The organism is Massilia genomosp. 1 (genome assembly GCF_011682185.1).
Taxonomy (GTDB): domain Bacteria; phylum Pseudomonadota; class Gammaproteobacteria; order Burkholderiales; family Burkholderiaceae_D; genus Telluria_A; species Telluria_A rubra.
The window spans coordinates 1-24220 of the sequence record NZ_WHJF01000103.1 but is presented as its reverse complement, the minus strand read 5'-3'; the positions used below and the strand labels follow the sequence as shown (position 1 = coordinate 24220).

At 61.9% G+C, this 24220-nt stretch carries 21 protein-coding genes and 1 pseudogene; 7 read left to right on the top strand and 15 right to left on the bottom strand.

Annotated elements, in window-relative coordinates:
• Positions 1–157: 157 nt before the first annotated feature.
• A pseudogene (locus tag F1735_RS27130) lies at positions 158–725 on the top strand (transposase); the annotation flags it as partial.
• Positions 726–860: 135 nt separating this feature from the next.
• Here the strand turns inward: F1735_RS27130 and F1735_RS27125 are convergent.
• Together F1735_RS27125 and F1735_RS27120 are read right to left on the bottom strand one after the other, a co-directional pair.
• Positions 861–1772 (bottom strand): dihydrodipicolinate synthase family protein, encoded by a 912-nt coding sequence (locus tag F1735_RS27125; RefSeq protein ID WP_167239832.1) that lies wholly within the window; start codon positions 1770–1772, stop codon positions 861–863.
• A gap of 13 nt (positions 1773–1785) precedes the next feature.
• Positions 1786–2568, bottom strand: a complete 783-nt coding sequence (locus F1735_RS27120) for an aldolase (RefSeq protein WP_167239831.1) — start codon at positions 2566–2568, stop codon at positions 1786–1788.
• A gap of 123 nt (positions 2569–2691) precedes the next feature.
• On the opposite strand from F1735_RS27120, the gene F1735_RS27115 reads away from it, so the two are divergent.
• A complete protein-coding gene (locus tag F1735_RS27115; RefSeq protein ID WP_167239830.1) occupies positions 2692–3249 on the top strand; it encodes a helix-turn-helix domain-containing protein in 558 nt (185 codons plus the stop codon).
• A 479-nt stretch (positions 3250–3728) separates the two neighbouring features.
• On the opposite strand, the gene F1735_RS27105 is transcribed toward F1735_RS27115, so the two are convergent.
• The 4 genes from F1735_RS27105 to F1735_RS27090 form a co-directional block, all read right to left on the bottom strand.
• Entirely contained in the window at positions 3729–4823 is a 1095-nt protein-coding gene (locus tag F1735_RS27105) for a S41 family peptidase (RefSeq protein WP_167239829.1), read from the bottom strand.
• Positions 4824–4987: 164 nt separating this feature from the next.
• Entirely contained in the window at positions 4988–5737 is a 750-nt protein-coding gene (locus F1735_RS27100; RefSeq protein WP_167239828.1) for a LytR/AlgR family response regulator transcription factor, read from the bottom strand.
• Positions 5734–6768 carry a sensor histidine kinase gene (locus F1735_RS27095; RefSeq protein WP_373888586.1) on the bottom strand — a complete coding sequence of 345 codons (1035 nt, stop codon included), beginning with the start codon at positions 6766–6768 and terminating at the stop codon, positions 5734–5736. Before F1735_RS27095 ends, F1735_RS27100 begins: the two co-directional genes overlap by 4 nt.
• Before the next feature lie 25 nt (positions 6769–6793).
• Entirely contained in the window at positions 6794–7291 is a 498-nt protein-coding gene (locus tag F1735_RS27090; protein WP_167239827.1) for a nuclear transport factor 2 family protein, read from the bottom strand.
• 521 nt (positions 7292–7812) lie between these two features.
• On the opposite strand from F1735_RS27090, the gene F1735_RS27085 reads away from it, so the two are divergent.
• Positions 7813–10620, top strand: coding sequence for a TonB-dependent receptor domain-containing protein (locus tag F1735_RS27085; protein ID WP_187364371.1), 2808 nt, complete (start codon positions 7813–7815; stop codon positions 10618–10620).
• Between the two features lie 109 nt (positions 10621–10729).
• On the opposite strand, the gene F1735_RS27080 is transcribed toward F1735_RS27085, so the two are convergent.
• From F1735_RS27080 to F1735_RS27050, 7 genes are all read right to left on the bottom strand, one after another.
• Positions 10730–12016: a Glu/Leu/Phe/Val family dehydrogenase gene (locus F1735_RS27080; protein WP_167239826.1), complete on the bottom strand. Its 1287-nt coding sequence runs from the start codon at positions 12014–12016 to the stop codon at positions 10730–10732.
• Positions 12017–12054: 38 nt separating this feature from the next.
• Positions 12055–12780 (bottom strand): amino acid ABC transporter ATP-binding protein, encoded by a 726-nt coding sequence (locus tag F1735_RS27075; RefSeq protein WP_167239825.1) that lies wholly within the window; start codon positions 12778–12780, stop codon positions 12055–12057.
• 23 nt (positions 12781–12803) lie between these two features.
• Positions 12804–13496: an amino acid ABC transporter permease gene (locus F1735_RS27070; protein ID WP_167239824.1), complete on the bottom strand. Its 693-nt coding sequence runs from the start codon at positions 13494–13496 to the stop codon at positions 12804–12806.
• A gap of 1 nt (position 13497) precedes the next feature.
• A complete protein-coding gene (locus F1735_RS27065) occupies positions 13498–14247 on the bottom strand; it encodes an amino acid ABC transporter permease (protein ID WP_167239823.1) in 750 nt (249 codons plus the stop codon).
• A 30-nt stretch (positions 14248–14277) separates the two neighbouring features.
• A complete protein-coding gene (locus F1735_RS27060) occupies positions 14278–15228 on the bottom strand; it encodes a transporter substrate-binding domain-containing protein (RefSeq protein ID WP_167239822.1) in 951 nt (316 codons plus the stop codon).
• 77 nt (positions 15229–15305) lie between these two features.
• On the bottom strand, positions 15306–16298 hold the full coding sequence (locus F1735_RS27055; RefSeq protein WP_167239821.1) for a porin: 993 nt from the start codon (positions 16296–16298) through the stop codon (positions 15306–15308).
• 100 nt (positions 16299–16398) lie between these two features.
• Complete coding sequence (locus tag F1735_RS27050; RefSeq protein ID WP_187362455.1) at positions 16399–16674, bottom strand: LysR family transcriptional regulator; 276 nt, start codon at positions 16672–16674, stop codon at positions 16399–16401.
• Positions 16675–17054: 380 nt separating this feature from the next.
• On the opposite strand from F1735_RS27050, the gene F1735_RS27045 reads away from it, so the two are divergent.
• Together F1735_RS27045 and F1735_RS27040 are read left to right on the top strand one after the other, a co-directional pair.
• Complete coding sequence (locus F1735_RS27045; protein ID WP_167239820.1) at positions 17055–18848, top strand: sensor histidine kinase; 1794 nt, start codon at positions 17055–17057, stop codon at positions 18846–18848.
• A complete protein-coding gene (locus tag F1735_RS27040; RefSeq protein WP_167239819.1) occupies positions 18841–20235 on the top strand; it encodes a sigma-54-dependent transcriptional regulator in 1395 nt (464 codons plus the stop codon). Before F1735_RS27045 ends, F1735_RS27040 begins: the two co-directional genes overlap by 8 nt.
• A 110-nt stretch (positions 20236–20345) precedes the next feature.
• Here the strand turns inward: F1735_RS27040 and F1735_RS27035 are convergent, their stop codons facing one another.
• Both F1735_RS27035 and F1735_RS27030 read right to left on the bottom strand, forming a co-directional pair.
• Positions 20346–21431 (bottom strand): type II asparaginase, encoded by a 1086-nt coding sequence (locus F1735_RS27035; protein ID WP_167239818.1) that lies wholly within the window; start codon positions 21429–21431, stop codon positions 20346–20348.
• A gap of 181 nt (positions 21432–21612) precedes the next feature.
• Positions 21613–22494, bottom strand: a complete 882-nt coding sequence (locus F1735_RS27030) for an amino acid ABC transporter substrate-binding protein (protein ID WP_167239817.1) — start codon at positions 22492–22494, stop codon at positions 21613–21615.
• Between the two features lie 340 nt (positions 22495–22834).
• Between F1735_RS27030 and F1735_RS27025 the strand changes: the two genes are divergently transcribed.
• Both F1735_RS27025 and F1735_RS27020 read left to right on the top strand, forming a co-directional pair.
• Positions 22835–23407 carry a dihydrofolate reductase family protein gene (locus tag F1735_RS27025; protein ID WP_167239816.1) on the top strand — a complete coding sequence of 191 codons (573 nt, stop codon included), beginning with the start codon at positions 22835–22837 and terminating at the stop codon, positions 23405–23407.
• Positions 23408–23498: 91 nt separating this feature from the next.
• Positions 23499–24107 (top strand): class I SAM-dependent methyltransferase, encoded by a 609-nt coding sequence (locus tag F1735_RS27020; RefSeq protein WP_222853091.1) that lies wholly within the window; start codon positions 23499–23501, stop codon positions 24105–24107.
• Positions 24108–24220: the final 113 nt, after the last annotated feature.

Below are 24220 nucleotides of genomic sequence, written 5' to 3'. Positions count from 1 at the left end.
TGTTCACCCGCTTGACTGCCCGCTTACCTGCGTCCATTGCCATCTCCCTGGGATTCGTTTGTCACCAGGGATGCATTCTCCAGATCGCCATCGGGTCGCGCAATAACGCCGCTGAGCGACCGCTTACTGACGCCAATCACAACCGGGGACCCCGCCGATGCCAAATTGTAGCAATGAACCGATCAAGTTCGGGAGGGTTGGACGGCGCGTCGTTGAGGCGTCATTGACGGCGGCGACATCGTCAGCGACGGCGGGGTTCTGCTGCTGCGCCAAGTGGATCAGCGCATCGGCTTAAGCAAAGCGATTGCGCACGTATTCGAGGATCGACGCCGTCGTGCCAGCGTTTCGCACAGCATGCGCGACTTGCTCGCGCAGCGCGTGTACGGCCCGTGCTGTGGCTGGGAGGACGTCTGTGACCACAATGTGCTGTGCTGCCCTGCGACTTGGCCATGCACACGGCAGTGGGCCGGGCCGATGACTTGGCTTCGGCGCCGACGCTGAGCCGACTTGAAACGTCCTCCACGCGCGCGCAGGCGGCCGCCCTGCATGGCGTTCTGCTCGATCAGTTCATCGCCAGCAAAGCCAAGCGGCCCAAGGAACTGGTGCTCGACATCGATGCCACCCATATGCCGCTGCATGGGGAGCAAGAGAAGTCCCACTTCCACCGCTACTACGACAATGACTGTTACTTGCCGCTGTACGTCTTCTGTGGCCAGGATATCGTCCGCGGCATCGTGATCACCACCGAGGCGCGAATGTAGCGCCGAGGCGGCGCTGCGGCGGCAGTTTATGAAACATTCAGCTTAGTGGGCAACGGCCTCAGATACCAAGTCCACTATGAAACCGCTGCCTTTGCCAACTTAGGCGATAGATGCGCTCGTCTTGGGTGTACCTTCGAGATTTGCAAGGATTCCTGACAGGTCTTCTAGAGCTGCTGGCGTCAGCGGACGCAAAGGCAACCGCGGCTCCCCCGCTTCAATGCCCTGAAGTGCCAGACCGGCTTTTACTGATGTGGGCAGGCCAACCTTGACGATAAATTGTAGTAGTGGCAGTACTTTTTCGAACGTTGCGCGTGCCGCCAGGATATCGTTGCGCTTGATTGCATCGTACAACGCCAGTGGCAGCTCGGCGTTCAAGTTTGGAGCCGCTGTACACCAACCTGCGGCTCCGGCGTTGAGAGCAGCAAATGCCAGAGGATTGCTTCCGTTGTAGAACGGAATGGTACCGTTCGTAAGCTGTTTAAGACGATGCATGCGCTGAAGGTCGCCAGTGCTCTCTTTCACCATCGTCACACTCGGCACTTCCTTACAAATTCGCGCGATTAACTCTGGCTGCATGTCGATGCCGCTCGTCGCTGGGTTGTTGTACAGCATAATTGGAATCGAGACAGAATCGCCGATTGCTGCATAGTGCGCGATGATTTCGGCTTCAGTCAGCTTCCAGTACGATATCGGCAACACCATGATGGCATCGGCACCAACGCGCTGGGCGAAGCGGGCCCGCTTTATAGCGCCAAGCGTAGTGAGTTCGGAAATGCCAACAACGGTTGGGACTCTTCCCGCAACGGCAGCGACTGATGACCGTGCTGCCGTTTCCCATTCGTCGTCGCTGAGGTAGGCACTTTCGCCAGTGCTGCCAAGCGGTGCGATTGCATGCACACCGCTGTCAATCAAGCGGTCGATAAGCTCTGTCAGCATATCGACGTCGATAGCGCCGTTGGCCATGAAAGGTGTGACGGGATAGGCGATGATTCCTTCGAATTTTTTGCTCATAGTTTTTCCTTTGTTAGACCAGGCAGTCGGTGTGATTGCGAAGCGCACGGCGTGCGTAATAGGCGAATGTCACTGCGTTTCGCTTATCGGTGGAAATCCAGTCGTGGGCTTCAGTAGCGAGCGCCGGCGGGATTGGTTGGATGGTTCCTGCTGCCATGGCAAGCAGCTGCAGTTTGGCTGCGCGCTCGATGAGCAGTGCGAGAACGCATGCTTCCTCGATGGACTTCGCCGCAATGAGCTGACCATGATGAGCCAGCAAAATTGCACGCTTGTCCCCTAGTGCGCCAGCGATGATTTCGCCTTCTTCGTTACCAACAGGGACGCCAGGCCACGTCTTGAGGAAAGCGCAATCCCCGTAGAGGGGCGTTGTGTCCATGTGGGAGATTTCGAGCGGCACTTCGAGCATCGACAACGCAGCGATATGTGCGGGGTGGGTATGGATGATGCAGTTGACATCCGGGCGCTCACGGTACACCCAAGTGTGGAAGCGATTTGCGGGGTTAGGGATTCCCTTACCGGAAAGCACCTGCAAGTCTTGGTCGACGTGGATGAGATTCGAGCTCGAGATTTCGTCGAAACCAAGTCCCAGCTGCTGGGTGTAGAAAGAGCCGGGCTCGTCGGCGCGGCAAGTGATTTGACCTGCCAACCCGGCATCGTGACCTCCGTCATAGAGAACGCGGCAGGCCAGCGCGAGCTTTTGGCGGGTAGACCATGTGCTCGTGCCGACTTCTTTGTCGAGACGCCGCTGGGCGATGGAAACAAGTTCCTGCTTTGACATTGTGAGAGTACTGTTCATATGACATCCTTTTCAAAAAATGGAACCAACATGTATCTCGCAAACAAAGCTGGATAAGACACATTGTGTCGAGTATGACACTATGTGTCATCTGGTACAATGTCTTTTTTCGCTAGATTAATTATGTCCATACGGCTAAAACAACTTCGACGACAAAGGCACTGGTCATTGGAAACTTTGGCTGAGCAAACTGGGCTAACCAAAAGCTACCTCTCAAAAGTGGAGCGCGGCCTGAGCGTGCCCTCAATCGCCGTCGCCATTAAGCTTGCAAGTGAACTTGGTGTTAACGTCGAGGAGCTTTTTTCGGACCAGGCTTCCCCGGCAGAGATAGCAATCACACGAGCTAGCGAGCGCACCTCGCTGGGGAATTCCGACAGCGACAAGCCTTCCATACAAAGCATTGCGTCCGGCGCCTCATCAAAGCGAATGCTTCCGTTCGTCATCTATCCGGCCGATGACTTTGGTACCTCAGCATTTAAAGAACACGAGGGAGAAGAGTTCCTCTTTGTCCATTCGGGAAATGTTGAGGTAGCCTTTCCAACGGGTACTTATGAACTTGCTGCCGGGGACTCCCTGTATTTCAACTCCTTAGTTCCCCACAAGATTCGAAGCATCGGTGGCACTCAAGCTGAGGTTCTTGTCGTAGTCAGTCACGAAGACGAGTTACCAATCGGGCAATAGAGGCCACGCAGTGTATGGTGTAGACCGCGTTAAATATCGTAATTTAGTTAGGACTCTTGATTATTATGCGTCGTGTGCGCATGCTGTGCATTGAGGTCGCCGCCGCCGAGTTGCTTGGGCGGCCGACTCATTCTGTCAGTGTGTGGCATGGACCAGCAGTTTCGGCTAGGCAAGTGCCCCCGCACTGTGTTCACTGCGCAGCCTACCTCGGCGGCGATCTGCCGCAGGCTTAATCCATGCTTCTTTCGTAGTTGAATTTCCACGTACACCTCTTTGGGTTTCAGGCCGCTCCGCAAAGCGGCCATCTTCTCAAATCGGTGTATCAGTTTTCAATCGCTGCGTGTATCAGTTTACAACCGCTGCTGACAGCGCCTGTGGCAACCCGGCCCCCCGCGCGCGGTAACTTGGCTGTGGACGCGCTTGGGCGCGTTCGTGCTCAGCGCCTGACGCAGGCGAACCCCGCACGCACACCGCTTCGCTTAACGCTCCCCCCTGAGCGTGTAAATCGGCTTCTCGGATTCCCCCTTCTCCACCATCGCAAGCAGGCGCTGCAGGTTGGTGCGCTCCTTGTCGTCCGTTGCCGCTGACACCAGGTTGCGCAAAATGGCGGCATGCGCCGCCTGCAGCGCCTGCGCTGCAGGCACGGCGAGGTCCGGTTTCACGCCGACGTGCTCCCAGCTGGTTTTGGTGATGGGATTGATCGAGCGCCCGTCCGGGATCCGAACCGCGATCCCGTGCCCCACGTCGTACGGGCTGACGGGATTGGCGGCGCCGGCGGTGGTTTCGCCTACCAGGGTCGCGCGTTTCTGCGTCTGGAAGTCATAGGCGCATTCCTCGCCGGCGGAAGCCGTGCGCGCCGAGGTCAGCACGTACACGGGCTTGCGGTAACGCTCCCCGACCGATGCCAACGTCCAGGACTCCTGTGTCGTGTTGGACGGGCGGTCGTACATGTCATTGAGGTGACGCCTGTCGCCAAGCGGGAAGAAATGGCTCATCAAATAAGCGACGCTGGCGGGGCGTCCACCGCCGTTGCGGCGCAGGTCGAGGATCAGCGCATCGGCCCCCGCCAGCAGCGATATCGCCGACGTGTAGGCTGGGCCGACGAGTTTGGTAGGCCCGAAGTCGCGCAGTTCGATGTAGCCGACGTTGCCGGGAAGGCGTTCAATCTTTTCGATGCCATAGCCCGACCGCACGGCCTGAACGCCTGCGTCGTTCGCCTCGGTGCGCCTGAGTGAGTCGGCGGCGCCGTTGCGCTCACCAAAACGTTCGTCGAACGTGGCGTTGAAATGCAAGTCGCGGCTCAAGTCGCGCAGGTCCTTCGCCAGCGCCGCGCTGAACGCCTGCGCACTGGCGGCGGACGCATAGCCTCCTTCGGCATGTTTCTTGGCGATCGCACGGCCGACCCGTTCGGCCACTGCTGGCTCGATGTAATTCTCGCTCATTTTCGCTGCCAGTGTCTTCAGGATCGCAGCGCGGGCGGACGTGTTCAACGGTGTGTCCGACGCCGCCAAGGCGGGAACCGACAATACAAACCCCAACACCACGCCTGCGACAAACTTCTTCTTGTATGACATACCTGCCTCCAGTTGGACTACTCATCGATTGATCGTATGAAAAATGCGCGTGATGCGCCCCTGGGAGCGTTATCGAATCGACGCTCCCTGCGCATGGCTCACGCTCTTGGGAGACTTCCCCTGCAAGGGATGTCCCGTCCGCAGACGCTCCTGCTAGCGCTGCCTCATTCCGGTTTCTTGTTGCGATGTTGCAGTGCCTCGGCCAGAGCGGGCATATAAGAGCGGCTGGCGCGCAGCACGCTGCCGTCGCGCAGACGCAGCAAGGCGTCCCGGTTGGTAAGCGCGCACAGCTCGGCGATCATGTCCAGCCGCACGATGGACGAGCGGTGTACGCGGTGGAACTGGCGCGGATCGAGCCGCATGGCCAGGTTGTGCAGGCGTTCGCGCACCAGCCAGGTCTTGCCGTTGGCATGCAAGGTGGCGTAGTCGCCGTCGGCCTCGATGCGCTCGACCTCGGCAACCGGCACGAGCACCGTGCGCGATCCTATCCGCACGCTGAAACTGCGCACCGCCGCTGATGCCGGTGCTGCGGCACGGCCCTGGCCGCGATAGGGAAAAGCTTGCTGGGCCCGGTCAAGGGCTTCGTCGAAGCGTTCCTCATCGACGGGCTTGAGCAGGTAATCAAGGGCGGCCAGTTCGAAGGCTTGCACGGCGAAGCCGTCGTAGGCCGTAAGCAGGATCGCCATCGGCCGCTGTGCCGGCGGCAGTGCGGCCAGCAGGTCGAGGCCGGACTTGCCCGGCATGTCGACGTCGACGAACACCAGGTCGGGTTTCAGCGCGACAATACCGTCGTAAGCGCTGGCGCCGTCACCGAATTCGCCAAGCAGCGTGAAGGCGTCACGCCGCGCCAGCCTGACCTTGACCGCCAGTCTGGCCAGCGGTTCGTCATCGACGATCACGACCCGGATATTCATGCGGCCGCCCCCATGCTGCGCAGCGGCATGGCGATGCGCACGTGGAAGCGGCCATCCGTATTCCAGGCTGCTTGTACCTCTTGATCCTCACCGTACAGGTGGCGCAGGCGTTCCCTGACGTTGGCCAGGCCGATGCCGCCCTCCGCGTGCGCCCGCTGCTGGCCGTCGTTCCGCACGTCGATGAGCAGGCGCGCACCGGCGCGCTCGACCAGAATGTCGAGCCGCGCTGGCGCGGACAGCGGTGCGATGCCGTGGCGGATCGCATTCTCCACCAGCGGCTGCAGCATGAGGTAGGGCACGACGCTGCCCAGCAGGTCGGGGCCGGCCTTCATCGTCAGGCGCAGGCGCTCGCCGAGCCGCACCTTTTCGATGGCGAGGTAGGCGTCGAGCAGGGCCAATTCATCGGCAAGCGAATGCTCGTGGCGGCCGTCGTGTGCGAGGGTGGCGCGCAGGAAGTCGGACACGCACGCGAGCATGCGGTTGGCTTCACGGTTGGACTGGGCCGACACCAGCGCGGAAATCGCGTTCAGGGAGTTGAACAGGAAGTGCGGATTGACCTGCAGCCGCAGCGCGCGCAGCTCGGCGTCGCGCGCCGCGCTGCGCGCCTGGGCCAGATGCAAGCGGACCTGTTGCAGCGACAGGTAATAGGCCGCCACCGCATGGACCGCGCAGAACGCGATCAGCGCCAGCCAGCAGCCATCCAGGCCGCGTGCCAGATCGGCCCAGCGGTAGCCTGTTTCCAGCCCGAGCGAGATCGCAAGGCGCTGCCCCAGCACGGCGTTCAGGATGGACATCACGTAGCTCGCTGCCAGCAGCGCCAACGCCATCCGCAGCCAGGGCCATTCGCGGCGCCACATGGCCCGCTGCAGCAGCGTCAGCGGAATCAGCCACGCCAGGCAGGTGACGAAGAACAGCGTACGAAAGGCAACAATATTTCCATGACCGAAGGAGGGCAGGCCGAGGATGATCAGGCAGGCGCACACCGGCAGTGCGGCGAGCACGGGAACGAGCAAGGGCGTTTCGATTTTCACGTGGGGTTCCTGTGATGCTATCGTGTCAGTCACCCATCGAATACAGCATCGAGCTGATCTTCCAGCCATCTTCCGCGCGCACCATCTGCCAGCTCTCGCTGCCGCGATTGCTCACCTTGCCGTCAACGAGGAAGTCGAAATCGAACCAGACCGAGGCGACGGCGCCATTGGTATCGATGCGCACGTTGTAGAAGCGCTCTTCGACGGGCATCTTCGCCTCCTGGATGAATTCGGCGAACTTTTTCCAGCTCGATGGTAACACCTTGGGCGCCTGCGGATGGCGCGCCTTTACCTTCGCCCATTTGGCCTCATCGGCAACCGACAACCAGCTGTCATGGTCCTGCAGGAACAGTGTGGAGAGGGTCTTGCCGTCACGAGCGATGATGGCCGCCTTGAATTGCTCGACCACCTGGTCGATTGCCGCCACGTCGGCCGCACGGGCGCCGGCAGCAGGTTTGTCGGCAGCGTGTGCCGGGCTGACCAGGCACAACGCAAGAAGGATGGAGGAAAGTATAGCGCGCATGGAAAGTTCCGAGGGATGAAAGCTGTCACCTTAGGCGCCAACCGGGCGGCGGTCCAGTCAAATGCGCCGAGCCGTGCCTACCCTGCGACCAGTCGGTTCGAACTTGTGGCAATGGGTGCGCCAGCACATGTTGGCGGCAACGTTCGGTAGGCCGCTTACTTGCTGGCTCGGAAAGTTATGTACGTTATGCGCCTGCACATGGCGAAAGACGCATAGATACAAATGAACAATCTGGTTAGGCTACATTCGCCGAAGCTAGTTTCGTCACCACGGCTTCGGCATGCATCGGATATGGCGCGTTCCGGCTTCAAGCACGCACGTCGCGCCGCTACTTGGCACAAGCGCAGCAAGGGCCTGGAATCGACACATGTATGCATCTTGCATAGACCTATAAGCCCGGCATGCCGTTCGCCAAATACCGATGGACATAGCCGGACAAAAACACAGAAATCAACTAACCAAATGTTGGGGAGACACCCTTGAAAGAGAAATCGATTTGTGCAGCGATACGACTTCTATGTATGACTGGTCTGATCGGCGGCAGTACCGCTTTTTGCCCGAGCGCTCACGCTCAGGAGGAAGGAATACAGCGAGTGGAAATCACTGGCTCGGCGATCAAACGCATCGCCAAGGAAGGGGCGCTGCCAGTTCAATTCTTGAGCGCGGCGGATATTCAGAAAACCGGCGCCAAAAGCGTTGAAGAGCTCGTTCAGTCGCTCTCGTCAATGCAGGGCTTTACCACTGCGTCGGAGTCCGTCAACGGCGGCGGCGGCGGTGTTCAAAACGCCTCGATCCACAGTATCGGAGCCGCTTATACGCTGGTATTGCTCAATGGTCGCCGGATCGCGTCCTACGGATCGGGCAGCGCCGTTAACCTTGCCAGCATTCCGATGAGCGCGGTCGAGCGCGTGGAAATTCTGACTGACGGTGCTTCGACCTTGTACGGGTCCGATGCGATTGCGGGCGTCATCAATTTCATTCTGAAAAAGAACCAGCAGGACTTCCGATTCGATGCTGGCGCGAATCGCCCAGGAAAAAAAGGTGGAGGAAACGCCAATTTCTCGCTATCCAAAGGGTTCGGCGACCTCGACAAGGATGGCTACAACTTCCTGGTGACGTACGCGCATGACGCTCAACGTGAACTCAATGCGAAGGATCGTGATTTCGCAAAAACCGGACTGAGGCGCTTTACCGAAAACGGAAAGAATTATTCCACTTACCTTCTGGCGGCCAATACCGCACCGGCGTCGGCCACGTTGAGCCTCAAGGACAAGACGGTGAAGATCTTCTCGCCTGCCTACTATAAAACCGGCGCCTGCGCTCCCGGCACTGCATTTGTCGGCACGGCGGAAGACAAGTCGTGCTGGTTCGACTACGCGGGGACTGTGCAGCTGGTTCCGAAGTCTGAGCGGGACAGTCTCTTCTCCTCGTTCAACATGAAGCTCAATCCTGACCTGAATGTGTTTGGTGAGCTTGTGCTCTCAAAATACAAGCAGACGGCGCGCTATGCGCCCGCTGCCCAGCGCCTGAGTCTGCCGTTGAGCGGGGCCCTGTATGCCAATGAAGTGGTGCCGTATCTTGGCAAGATTGGCGTCTCGCCGGGCGACGTGGCATCGGCTTCGATGAATATCCGGTTCACCGACGCCGGAGGCAGGACCAGAGACTATGTGACAGATGCCAAGCATCTCGCCTTTGGCGCTTCAGGCATGAAGAATGGCTTCGATTACTCGGCATCGTTTACGCACTCCGAGAATAGTCAGGAATCCAATTTTGTGGACGGCTTCCTGAGCAAGAATGCCTATAACGACATTGTCGCTTCCGGTCGGTTCAATCCATTCGGTCCATCGGGTAGTTCGTCTGCTGTTCTGGCGCCGGCAATCCTGCATACCAACGAAAACAAGACCGAAGTAAAACTGGACAGGATCAGCGGGACGCTCAGCCACGCATTGTTCGACGCACCTGGCGGTACTTCCCAATTGGCGCTCAGCGGCGACTATGCGCAGCAACGTTACAATTTCATGCCGAGTCCAATTTCGCAGGGGGCGAACGCGCAACAGCCCAATTTTACCGACACCCCGTTGGGTGACTCGGCCGATCACTTGCCTGTCGCGGCCAAGCGCGCCAACTGGGGCGCTTCCGCCGAGTGGATGACGCCAGTGTTTAAGACCTTGGAAGTGACGGCCGCGGCCCGCTACGATGCGTATGCGGCCGTGAAAAACCGCATGGTCTTCGATCCCTCGGACGGCAAGCTGCTGCCTCCGGCGGAACAGGGCAATTCCAACAAGAAGGCGACCTACAAGCTCGCGTTCCGCTTCACTCCCGTCGAGAATTTGCTGCTCAGGGGATCGTACGGGACGGGCTTCAAGGTGGCGAATATGGACTCGATCGCTTCGCCGACCGTTCAGGCCGGCAATACTTCCGGGGCGTATGCTTGCCCTGTCAAAGCCCCGGATCCTCGCGCGGCGTACTGTACGGGAACGACGCAGCAGTACTTGCTCTCGGGTGGAAATAAGCTCTCCGGAGAAAGTGGCTTGCGGCCTGAGACGTCTAAGCAATACGCAGTTGGTGTGCGATTCGATCCGGTCAAGAGCTTGTCGCTCGGCCTGGATTTGTGGTCGGTGAACATGAAGGACCAGCTCACGACCCTTCCCGAACAGTTTCCCTTCGCAGATCCGGTCAAATTCAACAATAACTTTTCCGTTGTCTATGATCAGGGCATCGGCGCCAACAAGCTGGTCACGCTTCTGCCGACATTCAACCTGGCCGCGGCGCGCTACCGCGGGATTGACTGGGACAACTCGTATTCGATGAAAACCGGCGTGGGCAAGTTCGACCTCAAGTGGAATGGCACCTACATGTTGAAATCCGAGGTCGACGTGCCTGGATCTCCCACGGAAAGCAGCGTTGGCCGGTTTGATGCATACAACAACGTCACCGCCCGCATTGTTTCGCGGCTGTCGGCCAGCTGGGCCAGTCTTGATACCTACACCCACACCTTGGCGATCAATTTCCGCTCCGGTTATCACGACCAGGTGTTGACGGCGGACGACAACGCCTTAAAGCTGGTCAACGATGACGGCACCTTGCCGGTCGGGTTCACCGGTCTCAAACGTGACGTTAAAGCGTTTACGACCGTTGACTGGCAAACGCGAATCCAGATGAAACAATACGCTAAGCTGGGCATTTCTCTGGGCATTCGTAATGTGTTCGATGCGGAACCACCTCTCAGTATTCGTACTGCGGGCGGCGGAAATCAAGCGGGATTCGACGCGCGCTATGCGAATCCCCTGGGGCGTCAGTTCTACGTCACTGGCGGCGTCAGTTTCTAAAACAAAGGGAAGTGCTCCTGGAGCACTTCCCGCGTCGGTGCGGTGTTGGATCGGCGCCGCAGCATGCGGGATGCGTGGCGCCGCCGGCGCAGACTGTCCCCTCAGTTCCTCACGGATACAAGCCGCGCACCTCGCGCGCCTGCAGCACGCGCGTACACGCTACGACGAACGCGGCCGTCCTCAGCGACACGTCCTTCTCCTGCGCCACCTGCCAGATGGCCGCGAACGCATCGCGCATGATGCGCGTCAGGCGGGCGTTGATGTCTTCCTCGCTCCAGAAAAAGCTCGAGAAGTCCTGCACCCATTCAAAGTAGCTGACCGTGACACCGCCCGCGTTGGCGATCACGTCCGGCACCACCAGCACGCCGTTTTCGCGCAGGATGTCGTCGGCCTCCGGCGTCGTCGGTCCGTTGGCGCCTTCCAGGATGATGCGCGCGCGAATCTGGCCGGCGTTCTCCTTGGTGATCTGCTGCTCCAGCGCGGCCGGAATCAGGATGTCGCAAGCGACGCTCCAGAAGCGCTCCGGCGCAATGCTGTCCTCGGCGCCGGCAAAGCCCACCACGCTGCCCGTCTGCGCCACGTACGCCAGCAAGGCCGCCACGTCCAGGCCGCCGTCATGCACGATGGTGCCGCCGTGGTCCTGCACCGCCACCACCAGCGCGCCGGCCTCCGAAAACAAGCGCGCGGCGATCCCGCCCACATTGCCGAAGCCCTGTAGCGCGACCCTGGCGCCCTCGATCCGCAGGCCGCACTTGATGGCAGCCTCGCAGCCGGCGACGTACACGCCGCGCCCGGTGGCGTCGCGCCGTCCCAGGCTGCCGCCCAGCGAAATCGGCTTGCCCGTCACCACGCCGGTCGCCGTGCTGCCCTGGTTCATCGAGTAGGTATCCATCATCCACGCCATGGTCTGCTCGTTGGTGTTCACGTCGGGCGCGGGAATGTCCTTGTTCGGCCCGATGATGATGCCGATCTCGCTGGTATAGCGGCGCGTCATGCGCTGCAGTTCGCCCTGCGACAGCGTCCTCGGGTCGACCCGGATTCCGCCCTTGGCGCCGCCGTACGGCACATTGACGGCGGCGTTCTTGACCGTCATCCATGCCGACAGCGCCATCACTTCCGACAGCGTCACGTCCTGGTGGAAGCGCACGCCGCCCTTGCCGGGGCCGCGCGACATATTGTGCTGTACGCGGTAGCCCTCGAAGTGGGCGATGCTGCCGTCGTCGCGCTCGATCGGTACGTCGACCACCAAGATGCGCTTGGGCCGCTTGAGCGTCTCGACCCAGCGCGCCAGTACACCAAGGTGCGGCGTAACGCGGTCGATCTGTTCGAGGTAAACGCTCCAGGGGTTGTTTTCCTTGGGGACGAGGTAGGATGGAATGTCGTGCTGGCGTGTCATGCGGCGGCTCCGTTGTTGTCGTTTGAAGGTGGATTCTTTTAGTGGATGATCTTGGCCAGGAAGTCGCGCGCGCGGTCCGAGCGCCGGGTGCCGAAGAACGCGTCCTTGGTGCAGTCCTCGATGATCTTCCCCTGGTCCATGAAGACGATGCGGTTAGCCACCCGCTTGGCGAAACCCATTTCGTGGGTAACGACCATCATCGTCATCCCCTCCTGCGCCAGGCCGACCATCACGTCGAGCACTTCGTTGATCATTTCGGGGTCGAGCGCGGAGGTGGGCTCGTCGAACAGCATCGCGATCGGATCCATCGACAAGGCCCTGGCAATGGCCACGCGCTGCTGCTGGCCGCCCGAGAGCTGGCCCGGAAATTTATCCTGCTGCGCCAGCAGGCCGACCCGGTCCAGGTACTTCAGGCCCTTGGCGTTGGCCTCGTCGGCGCTGCGCCCGAGCACCTTGACCTGTCCGAGGGTCAGGTTTTCCCGGATCGACAAATGCGGGAACAGTTCGAAATTCTGGAACACCATCCCGATCCGCGCGCGCAGCCTGGACAAATTGGTTTTCGGGTCGCCCACCGCCACGCCGTCCACGCTGATGCCCCCCTTCTGGAACGGCTCAAGGCCGTTGACGGTCTTGATCAGGGTCGACTTGCCCGAACCCGACGGCCCGCAGATGACCATCACATCGCCTTTGCCGACCTGCGTGCTGCATTCGGTGAGCACCTGGAACTTGCCGTACCATTTGCTGATATTGTCAATTTTTATCATTTTTCTTCTCCAATTGGAAAGCGCTAGCGGATGATCGCCACGCGCTGCTGCAGGCGGCGCACCAGCAACGACAGCCCCAGGCCCAGCACGAAATACACCAGCGCCACGAAGCTGTACATCTCGACCAGGCGGCCGTCGCGCTGGGCGACCTTGCTGGCGGCGCCGACAAAATCGGGAATCGACAGCACGTACACCAGCGACACGTCCTGGAACAGCACGATCGTCTGCGTCAGCAGCAGGGGAATCATGTTGCGAAACGCCTGCGGCAGCACCACGTGGCGCATCGTCTGCCAGTAGGTCATGCCCAGCGCCCGCCCCGCCCATACCTGGCCGCGCGCGATCGAGCCGATCCCGCCGCGCATGATCTCGCAGTAGTAGGCCGCCTCGAACATGATGAAGGTGATCAGCGCGGACGTGAAAGCGCCCACCTGTACCGGCGTGTCGGCGCCGATGATCCAGGCGGCGATATACGGCACCAGGAAGTAGAACCAGAAGATCACCAGCACCAGCGGGATCGAGCGCACCAGGTTGACGTAGCCGGACGCCAGCAGCGACACCGCGCGGATGCTCGACAGGCGCATCAGCGCCAGCAGCGTGCCCAGGACGATGCCGCCGCTCATGGCCAGCACGGTCAGCTTGACAGTGAAGACCATCCCGGTCTGGAACAGATAGACCCACGAGCGGGCTATCACGTCGACATCGAAATCGAGCGCCATCTCAGTGCCCCCCCGCCGCGCCGCCGGCGACGATCAGGCCGGGAATCGCCACGTTTTTCTCGATCCGGTGCATGATGAACACGACCACGGCGTTGACCAGCACGTAGACCAGCGTGGCGGCGCTGAAGGCCTCGAACACCTGGAACGAAAACTCCTGGATCGCGCGGGCGCTGGCAGTCAGTTCCATCAGGCCGATGGTCAAGGCCACCGAACTGTTCTTGATGATGTTGAGGAACTCGCTGGTCAGCGGCGGCAGGATCACGCGCGCCGCCATCGGCAGCAGCACGTAGCGGTAGGTCTGCGCCAGCGTCAGGCCGAGCGCGGTGCCAGCCATTTTTTGCCCGCCCGGCAAAGCGGCGATGCCGGTCGAAACCTGGACCGCCACCCGCGCCGAGGTAAACAAGCCCAGGCACAGCACCGCCGTGACGAACGGCGCGTTGGGCAGGGCCTTGATCCAGTCGCCGGCGGCTTGCGGCAGCACGTCGGGAGCGACGAAATACCACAGGAACATCTGCACCAGCAGCGGCACGTTGCGAAAAAGTTCGACATAGCCGTTGGCCAGCCGTACCAGCCATTTGTTCGGTAGGGTGCGCACGGTGCCGACCACCAGGCCGAGCGCCAGCGCCATGATCCAGGCCGAAAGCGCGGTGGCCAGGGTCCACATCAAGCCTGAGCATAAGGTGTCGAAATACGTGCCGGCACCATCGGGCGCAATCTCCCAGAAGATGCGCCAGTTCCAGTGATAGTTCATAGTATTGTTCCAGGCTGGGCTACAGGAAAATCAACGCTTTTTGGAGGCCGCTTTTTGCGCGTCCGGCACCACCGCATACGCGGCCGGGTCGGCCGAATCGGTCGGCCTGGCGAGCACGTTGATCAGCTCCGGCGGCATCGGGAAGCGCAGGTTGATGCCCTTTGGCGGAATCGGCGACAGGAACCATTTCTGGTACAGGCGATACACGTCGTCGCCCGACTTGTAATAGGCGATCAGGGCGTCGTCGACCGCCTTCTTGAAGGCCGGGTCGTCCTTGCGCAGCATGATCCCGTACGGCTCGACCGACAGCGCGTCGGCCGTGATCTGGTAGTCGTCCGGTTTCTTGGCGTTGGCGCGTTGCGAGGCCAGCAGGATGTCGTCGTTGGCCTCGGCCGCGGCGCGCCCGGTTTCGACCATCAGGAACGATTCGGGATGGTCCTTGCCGACGACGATGTTCATGCCCAGGTTTTGCTCGCGGTTGAGGATCGTCATCTGCTTCAGGGTCGAGGTGCCGGCGGTGGCCACCAAGGTCTTGCCCTTCATGTCGGCCAAGGTATGGATGTTCGACGTCTTTTTGGCCAGCAGGCGGTTGGCGACCACGAACATGGTCGGGGCGAAGGCGACCTGCTGCTGGCGTTCCAGGTTGTTGGTGGTCGAGCCGCATTCGAGGTCGATCGTCCCGTTGGCCATCAGCGGGATGCGGTTGGCCGAGGTCACCGGATTCATCGCCACCTTCAAGGAGGCCAGGCCCGGCTGCTTTTGCAGGGCGGCGACCACCTTCATGCACAGGTCGATCGAATAGCCCTGGTACTGCTGCTTGTCGTCCAGGTAGGAAAAGGGAATGGAACCGTCGCGCACGCCCAGCGTGATGACGCCGCTTTTCTTGATCTTGGCCAGCGTGCCGCTCGGTTCCTGCGCCTGCGCGGCGGCGCCGAACAGGGTTGCACCGAGCAGTACAACGAGATATTTTGCACAATTCATGTCAGATAACTCCAAAGGGGTGAAGAAAGCACGAAGCGATACACCGGCCGCCCGGCGGCCGGGGAAACGCAACAGGATCAGAAGGTGTGGCGGATGCCAAGGTTTGCCCCGGTGTTGCCGGTGCCATCCGAGGTGGCGTTGCCGACCTTGAAGGTGGCGCCATTGCGGTTGCCGATGCGCGCATAGGCCGCGTACAGGTCGGTGCGCCTGGACAGGGCATAGGTGTAGCCGAGCCCCCATTGGGAAGCGTCGCGGTTGGCGTGCGTGGTGTCGTCATGCCGGACATACGAGACATACACCTTGTGCGGGCCGAAAGGCACGCTCGCGCCGACGATCGCATCGTTGCTGCGCGCACCGAGCAGGCCCTTGTTGCGCGCGTAGCCCAGGTGCCCCTCGGCCACGCCCCAGTCGTACTTGGCGCCGAGCAGGGTATTGGCGCTGCTGTCGGTGGCCAGCGCATCTTGCTGCTGGTGCCAGCCCAGCGTAAGGACCAGGCTCTTGGCCGTATACGACAGCGCCGTGCTGTAGGCGCGCTTGGCGGCTGAATTGCCCGGCACTTCACCGACGCCCACGGCCAGCTCCGCCGCAAAGCCATAGCGTGTCGGCGAGGCGTAGCCGACCATGTTGTCGAGGCGGGCGTTCGAGACCGTGATGTTGCCCGCCTGGCCGGCCAGACCGTCGCAGAACGGATCGACGATGTCGCGCATGGCGCGGTAGTACGGCGAATACTGGCGCCCGAAGCTGAGCGCGCCGGCCTGGCCGGACAGGCCCAGGTAGGCCTGGCGTCCGAACAGCAGGCCGCCTTGGGCCGCGCTGCCGGTATCGATCTTCATGCCGTTTTCCAGGACGAAGTAGGCCTTGACGCCGCCGCCGAGGTCTTCCGTGCCTTTGAAGCCCAGCCGCGAACCGGAGGCGACGCCGCTGCCCAGCGTGTTGACACTGCCCTGCGCGCCGCCCGTTTCGCGCACAAAGCCGACGTCGGCCACGCCATACACGGTCACCGCCGACTGCGCCATGGCGGCCGCCGGCACCAGGCTCGATGCCATGATGGCGATAATGATCTTATTCATTTTCTTCCTTAATTGTTTATCGTTTTTTGTATTTGACCGGCAATACCGGTCCATTCAACGCGGTGCATGGAACAGCTCAATTGCCGCGCTGGCGAGTTATCTAGATGGCGCCGCCGGGATAATCCGAAGCGTGTCGCAGGATATGCTTGGCCTTGTGGACCTGTTGCATAATGCCGAGTGCATGGCCGCGGAATACGTGGCCTGCCGGCGTGAGCGAGGGAGGGTTGCAGCTGCGGTCCACGAGCGTGGCGCCGAGCCAGGTTTCAAGCGAGCGGATGCGCCGGCTGAATGCCGGCTGGCTGGAGTGCCGCTCGCTGGCGGAACGCGAAAAGCTTCGCGTATCGGCCAGGCAAAGAAAGTCTTCGACCCATTTCATGTCCACTGCTGTCTCCTGCTCTTATATATTTTTAATGGGCCGGCGCGATTGTCCGTCACCCATTGCACTGCCGATTATTCGGCATGTGTTTCCATCCCTGCCTCCTATCCATAGCAGTTTGCATGCCAGCAATGTAAATATTGCGAGAAGCGCCGCACCGCCTTGATTGGAATAGATATTTTCAATTCTCGGGAAACGCCGATCGGCAGCGCGCGTGCGGTATTCCACACAAACCCGTTTCCCGGCGTGTGGATTTAGAAACCTGATCTTTTGGCGATTGCCGAAATTGATAGCCGACAGAATTTTCTGGGGTAAGATAGGGCGCAGTCGCCTCCTCTTGCCGGACCGCGCCAACACAACCACACGCGCCGAGGTGAGCCTTGCAGGCGTTCCGACAATTTGCCGTTTCCCGCTCCGCGGGCACAGTCGCGGCATGGGCCGCGGTCATCGGCCTCTGCGCCGCCGTCGTCTTCGTGTATGCATGGAGCGAACGGCGCGGCTATGCGCAGCTTGGCGAGGTCCAGGCGCAACAGCTCGACCTGTACGCGGCGGCCCTCGAAAGCGAACTGGGCCGGCATGAATACCTGCCCGGCATCGTCGCCCTCGATCATGACGTCCATGCCCTGCTGAAGAACCCGGGCGGCGCCGGCCTGCGCGAGCGCGCCAACAAGCGCCTGACCAGCCTGAACGCGCGCGCCGGCTCGCTCGCCATCTTCGTGCTCGACACGGCGGGCCTGGTGCAAGCGGCCAGCAACTGGTACCAGCCGGAGACCAGCGTCGGCATGGACCTGGCAGCCCTGCCGTATTTTTCCGGCGCCATGCAGGGCGGGCCGGCGCGCTACTTTTCGCGCGCGGCGGCGCGCAACTCGCCCGAGTATTACTTCGCCCAGCAAGTGCTGCAAGGCGGCCTGGTGCTCGGCGTGGTGGTGGTCAAGATCAGCCTCGACCCGATCGAGTCGACCTGGGTGGCGTCGGCCGCGCAGTCGCCCAACGATTTTTTCATGGTGCTCGACGCCGAAGGCGTGATCGTTCTCTCGTCCGCGCCCCAGTGGCGCAACCGCAAGGCCGACCTCCAGGCCATCGACCAGGGCCAGCCTGTCGTCGCGTGGCGCGCGCTGAACCCGGCCGCGCCATCGACCCGCTACGCCAGCCAGAGCCGGCCGATGGCGCGCCAGGGCTGGCGCCTGCTCACGCTCACCAATGCCGCGCCGGTCAAGCTGCAGGCCGGGCAAAACGCCGTGGTCGCGGGCCTGTTGGCCGGCTTCCTCGGTTTGCTCGCGATGTTCGTGGCGATGCGCCGGCGCGCCATAGCGAGCCGCCTGCACGCGCGCGAAGCGCTGCAGCGCGCGCACGACGAACTGGAACTGCGCGTTGCCGACCGCACCGCCGAATTGCATGCGATGAACCGCGAACTGCTGCGCGAAATCGGCGAACGCGAACACGCCGAACAGGTGCTGCGCGCTTCCCAGGACGACCTGCTACACGCCAGCAAACTCGCTCTGCTCGGCCAGATGTCGGCCGGTATCACGCACGAAATCAGCCAGCCGCTCACCGCGCTGCGCTCGCTTTCCTTCAATGCCCGGTTGCTGCTCAAGCGCGGCGACCTGGCGCGCGTGGAAAAGAACCTGCGCTCGGTCAGCGACCTGACTGAACGCATGGGCCGCCTGACCGAGCAGCTCAAGTCCTTCTCGCGCAAGACGCCCCTGGCCATGGCCCCGCTCACCCTGTCCAAGGCGGTCGACAATACCTTGCAGCTGCTGGAAAACCGGATCCGCACCGAACACGCCTGCGTGCGGCTGGACCTGGCGCCGTCGGTGCGCGCCATGTGCGACGCCAACCGGCTCGAACAGGTGCTGATCAACCTGTGCGCCAACGCGCTCGACGCCATGCTGGACGCGCCGGTCAAGAACCTGGCCATCCGCCTGTGGAGCGCGGGCGGACGCGCGCGCATCGAGGTCAGCGACAGCGGCGCCGGCATTCCCGAAGCCGTGATGGCGCGCCTGTTCGAGCCGTTTTTCAGCACCAAGCTGCCGGGCCAGGGACTGGGACTCGGCCTTGCCATTTCGGCCGACATCGTGCGCGATTTCGGCGGCACCTTGCGCGCGTCGAATTGTCAAGGCGGCGCCGCCTTCGAACTGGACCTGACACTAGTAGAGGAAACAAGTCATGTATGAAGGTTTCACCATCGTGTTCGTCGAAGACGACCTGGCCGTGCGCAGCAGCGTCACCGAAACGCTGGAGCTGGCCGGGTTCGACGTGGCGCCGTACGAGTCGGCCGAGGACGCGCTCGGGCAACTGCGCAGCAGCTTTGCCGGCATCGTCATCAGCGACGTGCGCCTGCCCGGCATGGACGGATTCGAACTGCTGCGCCGGGTGTGCGCGTTCGAAGCCACCATCCCGGTCATCATGGTGACCGGCCATGGCGACGTCTCGATGGCGGTCGAGGCAATGCGCTGCGGCGCCTACGATTTCATCGAGAAGCCGTTCGCGATGGAGCGCCTGGTCGAGGTGGTGTCGCGCGCCATGGAAAAACGCGCGCTGCGCCTTGAAGTGGACATGCTGCAGCGCCAGCTGCAGGACCGGCGCGGGATCGAGGCGACCTTGCTCGGCAACTCGCCGGCGATACGCGAACTGCGGCGCCAGATACTGAACCTGGCCGATACGCCGGCCGACGTGCTGGTGTACGGCGAAACCGGCACCGGCAAGGAAGTGGTGGCGCGTTGCCTGCACGAGCACAGCAAACGCAGCAAGGCGAACTTCGTCGCGATCAATTGCGGCGGCCTGCCCGAAAGCCTGTTCGAGAGCGAGATCTTCGGGCATGAAGCGGGCGCGTTCACCAGCGCCAGCAAGCGCCGCGTGGGCAAGATCGAGCATGCCGACGGCGGCACCTTGCTGCTCGATGAAATTGAAAGCATGCCCATGGTGCTCCAGGTCAAGCTGCTGCGCGCGCTGCAGGAACGCAAGATCGAGCGGCTCGGCTCGAACCAGGGCGTGCCGGTCGACTTCAGGATCGTCGCCGCCACCAAGAGCGACCTGAAGGAACTGAGCGCGCAGCAGAAGTTTCGCAGCGACCTGTATTACCGGCTCAACGTCGCCGTGCTCGAACTGCCGCCGCTGCGCGAACGGCGCGAGGACATTCCGGTCTTGTTCGAACATTTTTCGCTGCAGGCGGCGCTGCGCTACGGGCGCGAGGCCCCGGCCCTGGCCGGACAGGACATGCTCAAGTTGATGGCCGGCGACTGGCCCGGCAACGTGCGCGAACTGCGCAACGCGGCCGACCGTTTCGTGCTGGGACTGCCGGGGATGCACTTGGGCGCCGCCGAGACGGCTGCGGCCCCGATGACGCTGGCGCAACAGATGGACATGGTCGAAAAGACACTGGTGGAACAGGCGCTCAAACAGCACAGCGGACGTCCGCAAGCGATCTGCGATGCGCTCGGCATCGGCAAGAAGACCTTGTACGACAAGCTGCACCGGCACGGCATCGTCATCGACGACTTCCGGCCGGCGCCGGGCGGCGAGCGGGACACGAGGGTGTGTCTGACCAATCGGCGCGAATAGATTCCATTTCGATACCGTTAATTCGTCGTTCCCGCGCAGGCGGGAACCCAATTTCGCACAGTAGCCGCTGGCGGCTCGCCTGCCTTGCAGGGCAGGCCCCCAGGCAGAACTTAGTAGGTATAAAACATCCGCTGAATCTCCTTGGTGCTGGTGGTCTTGGTCAGCGCCAGCATCAGCAGGATGCGCGCCTTCTGCGCACTGAGGGTGTCGGCCACCACGAAGTCGAGCTGGTCGTCATTGGCTTCACCGTTGCGCGCCAAAATGCCCTGGCCCACGCGGCTGGCCCGCACCACGACCGCCCCCTTGGCATGCGCGGCAACGAGCGCCGGCTTGACCCTGTCGGCCAGGCTGCCGTCGCCCACGCCGGCGTGGATGATGCCCTTGGCGCCCGCGGCCATGAACGCATCGACCGCTACCGGTCCGACGTTCGCATAGCCATACACGATGTCCACTTGCGGCAGCACCTGCAGCGCGCCGATGTCGAATTCGGTCTCGCTGGTGTGCTTGCGTATTTGCTGGCGGTAGAAGAATGGCTTGCTGCCCTGGATATAACCGAGCAGGCCCAGTTCCGGTGTGCGGAACGAGTCCAGGGTCGAGGTATTGACCTTGGTCACATCGCGCGCCGACTGGATCTGGTCGTTCATCGCCACCAGTACGCCCTTGCCGACCGCCTCGGGGCTGGCCGCCAGCAGCACCGAATTGTACAAATTGATCGGGCCGTCGGCCGAGATCGCGGTCGATGGCCGCATCGCGCCCACCAGCACCACCGGCTTGCGGCTCTTGACCACCAGGTTCAGGAAGTAAGCTGTTTCTTCCAGCGTGTCGGTGCCGTGGGTGATGACGATGCCGTCCACGTTCGCTTGGGCCAGCAGGACGTTGACGCGCTTGGCCAAGGTGAGCCAGTGCTCGTTGCTCATGTTCTCGCTGGCGATCTGGAACACCTGTTCGCCGCTGACGTTGGCCACCTTGGCCAGTTCGGGCACCGCCGCGATCAGGCGCTGCACGCCGACCGTGGCGGCGGTGTAGCCGACCGTGGTGGTGCTGGTGGCGCCGGAGCCGGCGATGGTGCCGCCGGTGGCCAGGATGGTCACGTTGGCCAGCTTGGGCGCGGCAGTTTCCGCCTGCGTGGCCGAGGCCATGCAGAACAGGAGGGCAAACAGCGCGATCATCGATTGCGCGGGATTTTTGTGAAGCATGCGATCTCCTAAAGGGACGAGGTTTTTTGTGGGCGACGCCATTGTTCATGACGCGTTTTACTGCTGCGGGACGGCGAAAAGCTGGTTCGAGGATTAGCCCTATGATAACGGGCGAAGGAAGCCTGCCTTGCAAGGCAGGCTCGTTGCGCAGGGGCGCGCTAGACCGCGCCAATTCCCTGCTTCACCGGTAGGCGGCCGGGTCGCCTGAATCGGTGGGGGCGGCAATCGCCTTTTTCAGCGCCGGGCTCATCGGTAGCTGGAGTGGCGCGAACCACTTGCGGTAGATCTGCTGCACTTCGCCGGACTTGAACAGCGCGACGATCGCTTCGTCCACCAGTTTCTTGAATTCGGGGTCGTTCTTGCGCACCACGATTCCGTACGGCTGCACCGGCAAGTCGGTGGCGGCGATGGCATACATGGCCGGGTCCTTGGCGGCGGCGACCAGCCCGTGCAGAAGCACATCGTCCATCACGAACGCGAGCGCGCGGTCGGCCTCGACCAGCGAAAACGCTTCGGCGTGATCCCTGCCCGGAATGATGTGCAGGTCGAGCCCCTGTGCCTGGGCGGTTTCCCCCAGCGCGTTGATGGCCGTGGTGCCGGCCGTCGACACCACGGTCGAGCCCTTGAGCGCTTGCAGCGAATCGATGCGGGCTGTCTTTTTCGCGACAAGGCTGGTGGCCGCGACGAAGGTCGTCACCGAAAACGCCACCTCCTTTTGCCGCTCGAGCGTGTTGGTGGTCGAGCCGCATTCGAGGTCGACGATGCCGTTGACCATGAACGCGCTGCGGTTGGCGGAGGTGACCGGGCGCAGCATCACTTCCAGGCCGGGCGCCTTGAGCCGGGTGCGGATGGCGTCGACGATGCGATAGCACAGTTCGATCGAATAGCCGGTCGGCCGCTGCTGCTTGTCGAGATAGGAAAACGGGATCGATTTGTCGCGAAAGCCAATGCTGATGACGCCCGTTTCCGCGATTTTTCGCAAGGTCGGCGACTCCTGCGCCGCGCTCTGGGGGGGGAGCGGGAGCAGTGCGGCAAAAGCGAAGAGCAGGTCTCTGGTGTTCACGTCGTTTTTTCCTTACGGCCCGGGAATTCCAGCCGTCGCATGACACAATATTCCCATGAACAGGTGGCAACGACAATGCTTATGCAAAATTCACATGGGAAGCGATGATGCTTTGGGCAGTAAGAACAACGGGCGCTCCGGGTTCATTGCTGGGCTGCTCAACGCGCGACGTCCGGATGGCGCCATTCGATCATGTCGCGGCCTGCGTCGTTCGTCAATTTTTGCTGTCAAAGCATCAATATTGACCGAAGTTGAGCAACGGACATTGCGCGACATGGGCGTCATACAGGCCACAGGCGCACATGGATAGCCGAATCGCGTTTCTTGAATGGAGGACAGCATGGGACTCTTGACCTTCAGCATCAATGTTACTCTGGATGGATGCGTGGATCATCAGGAAGGCATCGCCGACGACGAGACACACGCTTTCTTCACCCGCCTCATGGACGAGGGCGGGGCGATGCTGTGGGGCCGCGTCACCTACGAGATGATGGAAAGTTACTGGCCAGCGCTCGCCCGCGGCGACGCGGAGGCGCCACCGGCGATGCGCGCGTGGGCGGTCAAGCTGGAGGCCAAGCCGAAGTACGTGGTGTCGTCGACGCGAACGGATTTTCCGTGGACCAATAGCCACCACATCGCCGGCGATCTGCGCACAGGCGTACAGAAGCTCAAGGACGCCACACCGGACGGCGTGCTCCTCGGTAGCGGCAAGCTGGCGGCCGAACTCGATCGCCTGGACCTGATCGATGAATACAAATTACTCGTCCACCCCAGGATCGCCGGCCACGGCCCGACCCTGTACGAGAGCGGGCTACCCGGCACGCGACGGCTTGAATTGATTTCGGCGCGGGCGCTGCGCAACGGCGCGCTCGCCGTGCATTACCGGCGTGCGCTGAGCCAGAAGCAGCCATGAATGTGAAGTAAAACAATGCATCCCTATCCCTGTTACTGCGCAGTGCGGCGACAGCGATACGTGAGGTTCAAGACAGATCGAGGAACAATGAATGAAACCTTTTGAGGCCTTGGTGGCCGAAGCCGAAGCGGCTGACGTGAGCGGTTGGGGCTTCGACTGGCTCGATGGGCGCGCCAGCGAAGAACGCCCACCCTGGGGCTATGCCCGCTTGCTCGCGCAGCGGCTGGCGAGCGTCGAATCGGCGCTCGATCTGGATACGGGTGGTGGCGAGGTAGTCGATGAGGCACCGTGTTTTCCTCCCCGCATGTATGCGAGCGAAGCCTGGTCGCCCAACGCGCGCAAGGCGCAAGCGCGCCTGGGCGCGCGCGGCGTGCAGGTGGTGGAAACAGCGGCGGGCGCGGCGCTGCCCTTTGCCGATGCGTCGTTCGCGCTTGTCACGTCGCGCCACCCGGTGTGCCCGGATTGGCCAGAAATCCATCGCGTTCTTCAGCCAGCCGGACACTACTTTGGGCAACATGTGGGGCCTGCTTCGTCTTTTGAGTTGATCGAGCATTTCCTGGGACCGCTGCCGGTCGAACGGCAGCGTCGTGATCCGCACGATGAGGCGGCTGCGGCAATGGTCGCAGGGCTGACTGTCACGCAGTTGCGCACGGCGCGCTGCCGCATGCTCTTCCATGATGTCGGCGCGGTAACTGTTTAGCCTGAGCGAGCACGTGCCAGAGTTGTTCGTTTCTTGAAATCGGTCCATGATGCTGATCATGACAAAACTGCGCCCCCTTCCAGATCTTTCCAAGCTTTCCGCCGCGGAAAAGG

Bases quoted from the DNA above. Each gene is read 5' to 3' on its own strand.
- F1735_RS27070 (WP_167239824.1), bottom strand. From the start codon at position 13,496: ATGGCGCTCGATTTCGATGTCGACGTGATAGCCCGCTCGTGGGTCTAT.
- F1735_RS27035 (WP_167239818.1), bottom strand. From the start codon at position 21,431: ATGCTTCACAAAAATCCCGCGCAATCGATGATCGCGCTGTTTGCCCTC.
- F1735_RS27120 (WP_167239831.1), bottom strand. From the start codon at position 2,568: ATGAACAGTACTCTCACAATGTCAAAGCAGGAACTTGTTTCCATCGCC.
- F1735_RS27065 (WP_167239823.1), bottom strand. From the start codon at position 14,247: ATGAACTATCACTGGAACTGGCGCATCTTCTGGGAGATTGCGCCCGAT.
- F1735_RS27085 (WP_187364371.1), top strand. From the start codon at position 7,813: ATGACTGGTCTGATCGGCGGCAGTACCGCTTTTTGCCCGAGCGCTCAC.
- F1735_RS27075 (WP_167239825.1), bottom strand. From the start codon at position 12,780: ATGATAAAAATTGACAATATCAGCAAATGGTACGGCAAGTTCCAGGTG.
- F1735_RS27020 (WP_222853091.1), top strand. From the start codon at position 23,499: ATGAAACCTTTTGAGGCCTTGGTGGCCGAAGCCGAAGCGGCTGACGTG.
- F1735_RS27025 (WP_167239816.1), top strand. From the start codon at position 22,835: ATGGGACTCTTGACCTTCAGCATCAATGTTACTCTGGATGGATGCGTG.
- F1735_RS27125 (WP_167239832.1), bottom strand. From the start codon at position 1,772: ATGAGCAAAAAATTCGAAGGAATCATCGCCTATCCCGTCACACCTTTC.
- F1735_RS27055 (WP_167239821.1), bottom strand. From the start codon at position 16,298: ATGAATAAGATCATTATCGCCATCATGGCATCGAGCCTGGTGCCGGCG.
- F1735_RS27050 (WP_187362455.1), bottom strand. From the start codon at position 16,674: ATGAAATGGGTCGAAGACTTTCTTTGCCTGGCCGATACGCGAAGCTTT.
- F1735_RS27090 (WP_167239827.1), bottom strand. From the start codon at position 7,291: ATGCGCGCTATACTTTCCTCCATCCTTCTTGCGTTGTGCCTGGTCAGC.
- F1735_RS27105 (WP_167239829.1), bottom strand. From the start codon at position 4,823: ATGTCATACAAGAAGAAGTTTGTCGCAGGCGTGGTGTTGGGGTTTGTA.
- F1735_RS27115 (WP_167239830.1), top strand. From the start codon at position 2,692: ATGTCCATACGGCTAAAACAACTTCGACGACAAAGGCACTGGTCATTG.
- F1735_RS27060 (WP_167239822.1), bottom strand. From the start codon at position 15,228: ATGAATTGTGCAAAATATCTCGTTGTACTGCTCGGTGCAACCCTGTTC.
- F1735_RS27080 (WP_167239826.1), bottom strand. From the start codon at position 12,016: ATGACACGCCAGCACGACATTCCATCCTACCTCGTCCCCAAGGAAAAC.
- F1735_RS27040 (WP_167239819.1), top strand. From the start codon at position 18,841: ATGTATGAAGGTTTCACCATCGTGTTCGTCGAAGACGACCTGGCCGTG.
- F1735_RS27100 (WP_167239828.1), bottom strand. From the start codon at position 5,737: ATGAATATCCGGGTCGTGATCGTCGATGACGAACCGCTGGCCAGACTG.